Annotated in this window: 5 protein-coding genes and 1 pseudogene; all 6 read right to left on the reverse strand. The window is 73.5% G+C overall.

Translation table 11 applies throughout. The annotated features are described in order from the left end of the window. Window positions 1-247: 247 nt before the first annotated feature. The 6 genes and pseudogenes from AB0M39_RS40750 to AB0M39_RS40775 all read right to left on the reverse strand — a co-directional run bounded on the left by AB0M39_RS40750 (window position 248) and on the right by AB0M39_RS40775 (window position 7,379). A complete protein-coding gene (locus AB0M39_RS40750; RefSeq protein ID WP_365373898.1) occupies window positions 248-2,932 on the reverse strand; it encodes a fumarate reductase/succinate dehydrogenase flavoprotein subunit in 2,685 nt (894 codons plus the stop codon). A gap of 123 nt (window positions 2,933-3,055) precedes the next feature. Then, window positions 3,056-3,826, reverse strand: a complete 771-nt coding sequence (locus AB0M39_RS40755) for an ABC transporter ATP-binding protein (protein ID WP_365373901.1) — start codon at window positions 3,824-3,826, stop codon at window positions 3,056-3,058. Between the two features lie 366 nt (window positions 3,827-4,192). Further along, window positions 4,193-4,948, reverse strand: a pseudogene (locus tag AB0M39_RS40760) (ABC transporter permease); the annotation flags it as partial. Further along, on the reverse strand, window positions 4,945-6,300 hold the full coding sequence (locus AB0M39_RS40765) for an ABC transporter substrate-binding protein (RefSeq protein WP_365373904.1): 1,356 nt from the start codon (window positions 6,298-6,300) through the stop codon (window positions 4,945-4,947). The pseudogene AB0M39_RS40760 and the gene AB0M39_RS40765, both read right to left, overlap by 4 nt. A gap of 16 nt (window positions 6,301-6,316) precedes the next feature. Then, entirely contained in the window at window positions 6,317-6,544 is a 228-nt protein-coding gene (locus AB0M39_RS40770) for a ferredoxin family protein (RefSeq protein ID WP_365373906.1), read from the reverse strand. A gap of 64 nt (window positions 6,545-6,608) precedes the next feature. After that, window positions 6,609-7,379, reverse strand: coding sequence for a GntR family transcriptional regulator (locus tag AB0M39_RS40775; RefSeq protein WP_365373909.1), 771 nt, complete (start codon window positions 7,377-7,379; stop codon window positions 6,609-6,611). Between the last annotated feature and the right edge of the window lie 195 nt (window positions 7,380-7,574).

The raw sequence follows: 7,574 nt of genomic DNA on the forward strand, positions 1-7,574 counted from the left end.
CCTCAATCGCCGGACGGGCTGAGTATCCAGCCCGTCCGGCGCTTGAGGACCGCACTCAGCCTCGCCGGCGTTTGAGGCGAACCCGAGCCCCGTCGGGGGTCGAGCCGCACTTCCAGCCCCGCCGGCGTTTGAGGCGAACCCAGCCCCGCCGGCGTTTGAGGCGCACATTCAGCCCCGCCGGCGATTGAGGCGCGGGGGTGTGGGGGCGGAGCCCCCGCATATAGGGGGCGTGGCTATGGGCGGGGTGTCACGCGGCCCGGGCGGCGTAGGCGCGGACGTCTGCGTCGGGGTCGGTGAGCGCCGTGGCCAGCGCCGTGCGGGCGTCCTCGTGGGGGGCGTGGGCGAGCAGGGCGAGGACGGCGGCCCTGCGGACGTCGGCGTTCGGGTCGGCGAGCGTCTTGGCCAGCGCCGGGACCGCCACCTCCGCTTCCGCCGCGGACAGAGCCGTTGCCGCGCCCGCCCGGACCTGCCAGGCGGTGTCGTCCAGGGCGTCGAGCGCCGTGGACGGGTAGGGCGCCGGGCAGCCGGTGCGCCCCAGCGCCTGGAGGGCCGCGGCGCGGACCAGCGGGTCGGAGTCGTGGAGCAGGGACGCCACGGCGTGCGGGTCGTCCAGGCTCCGGGCGACGGCGACGCGGACCTCGCGGGCCGGGTCCGCCGTGGCGCGGGCGAGGGCGTCGGCCGCGTCCACCGAGACCAGCGCGCGTACGGCCTCGATGCGCACCTCGACGGCCGAGTCCGCGAGCGCGGCGGCGAAGAGCGCCTCCCCGCCGAGCCGCAGGGCCCGCAGGACGTCCAGGGAGGCGGCGCGGACGGACGGGTCGTCGACGCCGAGCGCCGCGGCGAGCGCGTCGGCCAGTTCGGCGTCCGCGGGCAGGACTTCGACCAGCTCGCGCAGGCAGGCCGCGGCGGCCGCGCGGACCCCCGGGTCGTCGTCCCCGAGCACGGCGGCGAGCGCGGGGCCGGCGCCGGGCGGGACGGTCTCGGTCAGCGCGGCGACGGCGGCGCGCCGCACGGCCGGGTCGGGGTCGGCCAGGAACGGCCGCAGCGCGGGCAGCTCGGGCTCGTCCTCGACGAGGGCGTGCAGCTCCAGGATGCGCGGGGAGCGGGAGACCGGCGCGACCGCGGCCTGCGGCTGCGCGCGCACGCCCGAGCCGATGGGCGCGACCTCGCGCCTCCCCGCCGTCGCGACCTGCTCCGGGTGGACCTCGCCGATGTGCCGCTCGGGACCGCCGGTCGGTTCGTACGCGTCGACCGGCACCAGGTAGGGGGCGACCGGGCGGGCCGTGAACTCCATCGCCCCGGAAGGGGACTTGCGCAGGTCGAGGTGGTGCAGCCAGGACTCGTCGTCGCGCACCGGATGGTCCGTGCGCTCGTGGTAGAGGCCCCAGCGGGACTCGGTGCGGGCCAGGGAGGAGCGGGCCGCCATCTCGGCGCAGTCGCGGATGAAGCTCACCTCGGCGCAGCGCATCAGCTCGTGCGGGCTCTGGGCGCCCATCTGCTCGATCTCGCCGCGCATTCGCTCGAAGTGCTCGACGGCGAGCGAGAGCCGCGCGCCGGACTTGGGCGGGGCGACGTAGTCGTTGACGAAGCGGCGGAGCTTGTACTCGACCTGGGGCTGTGGCGGTCCTTCCGGGTTGCGCAGCGGCCGGTAGACCAGCTCGTGGGCCTCGCGCAGCTGGCCGGCGGGCAGCTCGCCCTCGTACGGCGTGTGCTGCGCGGCGTCCGCGCCCGCCAGCTCGCCGAAGACGAACGCCCCGATCATGTAGTTGTGCGGGACGCAGGCGAGGTCGCCGGCCGCGTACAGCCGAGGGACGGTGGTGCGGGCGTGGTCGTCGACGCGTACGCCCGAGGCGGAGTGGCCGCCGCACAGGCCGATCTCCGAGATGTGCATCTCGACGTCGTGCGTGCGGTAGTCATGGCCGCGCCCGGCGTGGAAGGTGCCGCGCGTGGGGCGCTCGGTGGAGTGCAGGATGCCCTCCAGCGCGCTGAGGGACTCCTCGGGGAGATGGCTGAGCTTGAGGTAGACCGGGCCGCGGTCGGAGGCGAGCTCCTCGGCGAACTCGGCCATCATCTGGCCGGACCAGTAGTCGGAGTCGACGAAGCGCTCGCCGTGCCGGTTGACCTGGTAGCCGCCGAAGGGGTTGGCGACGTAGGCGCAGGCGGGGCCGTTGTAGTCCTTGATCAGCGGGTTGATCTGGAAGCACTCGATGCCGGTGAGGTCCGCGCCGGCGTGGTAGGCCATGGCGTAGCCGTCGCCGGCGTTGGTGGGGTTCTCGTAGGTGCCGTACAGATAGCCGGAGGCCGGCAGTCCGAGGCGGCCCGCGGCGCCGGTGGCGAGGATGACCGCGCCCGCGCGGACGGTGACGAACTGTCCCGTACGGGTGTTGAAGCCGGCGGCCCCCACCGCCTTCCCGTCCGCGGTCAGGATACGGACGGGCATCACCCGGTTCTCGATCTGGATCTTCTCGCGCATCTCGCGGCGGCGCAGCTGCCGGTAGAGGACCTTCTTGACGTCCTTGCCCTCGGGCATCGGCAGGACGTAGGAGCCGGACCGGTGGACCTGGCGGACGGCGTACTCGCCGTGCTCGTCCTTCTCGAACTTCACGCCGTACGACTCCAGGCGCTGGACCATCGCGAAGCCGCGGGTCGCGGTCTGGCGGACCGTGGACTGGTCGACGATGCCGTCGTTGGCGCGGGTGATCTCGGCGACGTAGTCGTCGGGCTCGGCGCGGCCCGGGATGACGGCGTTGTTGACGCCGTCCATGCCCATGGCGAGGGCGCCGGAGTGGCGGACGTGCGCCTTCTCCAGCAGCAGCACCCGCGCGCCGTGCTCGGCGGCGGTGAGCGCGGCCATGGTGCCGGCGGTGCCGCCGCCGACGACGAGGACGTCGCAGGACAGCTCTTCCGCGTCGGTGAGTTCGGGGATCTGCATGACGGGGGGCCTTTCACGAGCCGAGGTCGGGAGCCGAGGAGCCGAGGAGCCGCGATCGGGCGCCGAGGTCGGGAGGCGAGAGCGCGGATTCGAGATCAGGGGTCCGAGGTCAGGGATCCGAGGTCAGGAGGCGAGTGAGGCGAGGACCTCGCGGCGCAGCTCCGCGTTCGTCGGGGCCTCGCGGTCGCGGGGCCGGGGGACGTCCAGGACGCGGCCGGTGGCGAGGAGGGCGACGCGGTCGCCGAGGAAGAGGGCCTCGTCGACGTCGTGGGTGACGAAGACGACGGTCGCGCCGGTGCCTTCGAGCACGTCGACGAGGAGCCGCTGCATCCCGGCGCGGGTCTGCGCGTCGAGCGCGCCGAACGGCTCGTCCATGAGGACGGCGCGCGGCTCGGCGGCCAGGGCGCGGGCGAGCTGTACGCGCTGTCGCTGCCCGCCGGAGATCCGGTGCGGCAGCTTGGCCTCGTGCCCGGCGAGCCCGACCCGCGCGATCCACTCCTCGGCGCGCCGCCGCCGCTCGCCGCGGGGAACTCCCTTGATGGCCAGGGGCAGTTCGACGTTGGCCCGCACGGTGCGCCAGGGCAGCAGCGCGTCGTCCTGGAAGACGAGGGCGCGGTCGGCGCGGGGCGCGGTGATGGGCTCCCCGTCCTGGGCGACCTCCCCGCCGAGCGGCGGCAGCAGGCCGGCGAGGGTGCGCAGGAGGGTCGACTTCCCGCAGCCGGAGGGCCCGACGACGGTGAGGATCTCGCCGGGGCTGACGTCCAGGTCGAGCCCGTCGACGACGGCGCCGCCCGCCCGCCCGAGGGACGCGCGACGGAGCACCAGCCGCGAGCCGCGCGGGGGCGCGGCCGGGGAGGCGGTCGGAGCGAGGGTCTTGGCGGAGACGGCGGTCACGGGGGTTCCCTTCAGGGTGGGGACTGGGGTGGGGGCCGGGGCGGGGGAGCCCGGTCAACTCAGTCCGGCCGGCGTCTGAGGAGCGGAGCCCGGGGCGGTTGACTGTTCGGACGGCGAGGGGTCCGAGCCTTGGGCGCGGGACGGCTTCCCGAAGCGGCCGGGACGCAGCCTCGCCGCAGAGGACCCGGACGCAGACGCAGACGCGGACCCGGAAGCAGACCTGGACCCGGACGCGGACTCGGACGCAGGCCTGGACCCGGACTCGGCCCCGGACCCGGACCCGTACGCAGACCCGGACGTACTCCTAGCCCTGGCCCTGGCCCTCGCCCTGGCCTTGCCCGTGGACGCAGCCCTGGAAGGCACCGTCTCGGTCCGCGGCAGCCAGTTCGTCACGCGTCGGCCCGCCACCTCTACCGCCGTCGACGTCAGCCACCCCAGCACGCCGATCGTCGCCATGCCGACGAAGACCCCGGGGTAGTCGACCACCGTGTAGTCCTGCCAGGTCCGGTACCCCACTCCGTACTCGCCCGAGATCATCTCCGCGGAGATCACGCAGATCCACGAGACCCCGATCCCCACCGAGAGGCCGCCCAGGATTCCGGGCAGCGCGCCCGGCAGGACCACCGAGCCCAGGACGCGCCAGCGGCCGCCGCCCATCGTGAGCACCGCCTCCTCCCAGACCGGGGTCAGGGCGCGCACCGCGTGGCGGGTGGAGACCAGGACGGGGAAGAACGCCGCCGTGAAGGTGATGAAGACGATCCCCTGCTCGTTGCTGGGGAACAGCAGGATCGCCACCGGCACCAGGGCGATCGCCGGGATCGGGCGCAGCACCTCCACGATCGGGCCCAGCAGGTCCGCCGTCAGCCGCGAGCGGGCGATCGCCGTGCCGATCACGATCCCCAGCACCGCCGCGAGCGCGAAGCCGGTGACGATACGGGTGAGACTGTCCGTCAGATCCTGCCAGTACGGACCGCTGCCGACCCGCTCCCCGAACTCCGCCGCCACCTCGGTCACCGTCGGGAACTGCTCGAAGCGCAGCCATAGATTGACGTCGAGGGAGGTCAGCAGCTGCCACGCGCCCAGCGCGACGGCCAGGGAGAGCACCCGGAGCACGGCCCTCATGACGCCTGGTCCAGCGCCTGGGCGTAGGAGAGCGTACGGGCCCCGGCGTGGCCGGCAACGTACGCCTCGGCCGCCGCCGAGGTGACGAAGGGCTTCAACTCCTCGCCGTCCGCCACCCAGACCGCCTTGTCGGCGAACCAGAGCGTGCCCGTCGTCGCGTCGGGGACGTACGCGGCGCGCACCGCGTCCCGGTGGGCGGCGACGTGGGCCAGCAGCTGGGCGGGGGTGTCGAAGGCGAGCGTCTTCCGCGCGTCCTTGGGCCAGACCTCGCTCCGGTGCCGCGGGGGCTTCGCCGCGAGCGCCTTCGCGTAGTCGGGGCCGTACGCGCGCTTCACGTACTGGTCGTCGACGAACGCGTCCACGTCCACGTCGCCCACCAGCTTCGCGGAGCGCAGCACCGGCACGTCCTCCTTGAGCGCCGCCACGAGCGAGGGCTTGACCGTCACGTCGAAGGTGGAGATGCCGTTCGCGCCGTTGTAGAGGTAGACGACCTCCGGCGGCAGGCCCGTCGCCTTCGCCACCGACTCGGCGGCCTCCACCGGATGCGTGCGCAGATACTCGGTCGCCTCCGCCTGGGCGCGGAGGAAGTCCTCCAGCAGGGCGGGCCGCTCCTTCGCGAAGTCCTCGCGGGCCGTGACCCCGTGGAAGGTCGGCAGGTTCAGCTCGGCCCCGTCGTACAGCGCCTTCGCCCGGCCCTGGAAGGCCAGCAGCCCCGGCCAGGCCACGAACTGCGAGAGGGCGTCCGCGCTGCCCGCCTGGAGCGCGGACGCGCCGACGGCGGGCTGCTGGTTGAGCTTGCGGACGTCGTCCTCCGGATCGATGTCCGCCCGCTGAAGCGCCCGTACGAGTGTGCCGTCGGCCGCCGATCCGACGCTGGTGGAGACCTTCTTGCCGCGCAGGTCCTCCAGGTCGGCCAGCTTCGAGTCCGGTGGGACGACGATGGTGTTGAGGCCGCCGCGCAGGTTGTAGCCGGTGACCGAGACGAGCTTGGTCGGGCGGTTCAGCTGCTTGCCGCGGGCCGCGTTGATCAGCAGCGGGAAGTCGCCCATCGAACCGATGTCGATCTTCCCGGCGGTCATCTGCGCGGTGATCGGCGCGCCGGTGGCGTAGTCCTGCCACTCCACTTTGTACGTGACCCCGTCCTTCGCGCCGCGCTCGCGCAGCTCGCGCTCGAAGTAGCCGAGGGAGCGGAGCAGGGTGCCGGCGGTGACGGTGTTGATCGTCTTGGACTGGTAGCCGACGGTCACGGTGACCGTCCTGGACCCGTCGGCGTTCGCGTCCGCGCCGCAGCCCGCGGCGAGCGGGACGGTCAGGGAGACGGCGACGGCGGCCGCAAGTGCCTTGTGCTTCATGGGAGTCGAGTGCCTTTCAACGGAGCAGGTAGGGCATGTTGACCGTGACCGCGCCGGTGGGACACCGGGCGGCGCACGGGCCGCAGTACCAGCACTCGTCGACGTGCATGAACGCCTTGCCGCTGTCCGGGTTGATCGCGAGGGAGTCGAGCGGGCACATGTCGACGCAGAGGGTGCAGCCGTCGATGCACTTCGACTCGTCGATGGTCACGGGCACGTCGGCGCGCTGGGGGGCCAGGGGCATGGCTGTCTCCAGGAAAGGGGTGGGGCGGGGGTCCGGGGGCGGTGGGAGAGGGTGGTCTGAGACCTCAGGCCGAGCGGTGGAGGAGACCGCTCATCGCGATGCGGTCGCCGCGGAACCGGATGAACTCCAGGTCCACGGGCCGCCCGTCGCAGAGATGGGTGAGCCGCTCCAGCATCAGCACGGCCGAGCCGCGCGGGGCCTGGAGCACGGCGGCGGAGTGCGCGTCGGCGTTGACGGCCTCGAGGGTGATCTCGGCGGCGCCGAGCGGCTGCCCGGTCAGGGTCTCCAGCAGCCGGAACACGTCGGTGTGCTCCAGGTCGCAGCCGAGCAGCCCGGCGCCGAGGTCCATGGGGACGTAGGTGAGGTCGAGGGAGAGGGGCAGGCCGTTCAGCCGGCGCAGCCGCTCGATGTAGAGCACGTCGGCGTGCTCCGCGACGCCCAGCCGCCGCGCCACGGGTGCGGGTGCGGGGACGGGGCCGACGGTACGTACCTCGTTGTCGACCTCGCCGTGCTCGCGCAGGATCTCGGCGAGGCCCTGGAGGCGTTCGAGGCCGTGGGAGTACTTCTCGCAGACGACGACGGTGCCGACGCCCGGCTGCCGTTCGACCAGCCCCTCGGTGCGGAGGAGGTCGAGCGCCATGCGCACGGTGTTGCGCGAGACGCGGTAGTCGGCGCCGATCGCGCCTTCGAGGGGCAGTACGCCGTCGGGGAAGCCGCCGGTACGCACCTGGTGGCGCAGCAGGTCGGCGAGCTGCCGAGCCTGATCCGCACGCAGCCGCCGCCGACGTGCGGCGGCGAGGGGCACGGTGTGCTCACGGATGCGTTCGGCTGGCATGCGCTGGACCATACCGAGGCGGTCGACGAGATGGTGTTGCTGGAGTGTTGCGCCACTGGGGGGCGGGGGTGGGGTGGGGCTGAGCTGGGGGTTTTCGGGATGGAGCAGCGGGACATCGCGTACGACCTGCTCACCCAGATCCCCGGCGTGACCTGCGTGAAGCCGAAGGGCGCGCTCTACCTCTTCCCGCGCCTG

The organism is Streptomyces sp. NPDC051907, assembly GCF_040681075.1.
Taxonomy (GTDB): Bacteria; Actinomycetota; Actinomycetes; order Streptomycetales; family Streptomycetaceae; genus Streptomyces.

Coding starts and splice junctions, on each gene's coding strand:
- AB0M39_RS40750 (WP_365373898.1), bottom strand. CDS start 2,932: ATGCAGATCCCCGAACTCACCGACGCGGAAGAGCTGTCCTGCGACGTC.
- AB0M39_RS40770 (WP_365373906.1), bottom strand. CDS start 6,544: ATGCCCCTGGCCCCCCAGCGCGCCGACGTGCCCGTGACCATCGACGAG.
- AB0M39_RS40775 (WP_365373909.1), bottom strand. CDS start 7,379: ATGCCAGCCGAACGCATCCGTGAGCACACCGTGCCCCTCGCCGCCGCA.
- AB0M39_RS40765 (WP_365373904.1), bottom strand. CDS start 6,300: ATGAAGCACAAGGCACTTGCGGCCGCCGTCGCCGTCTCCCTGACCGTC.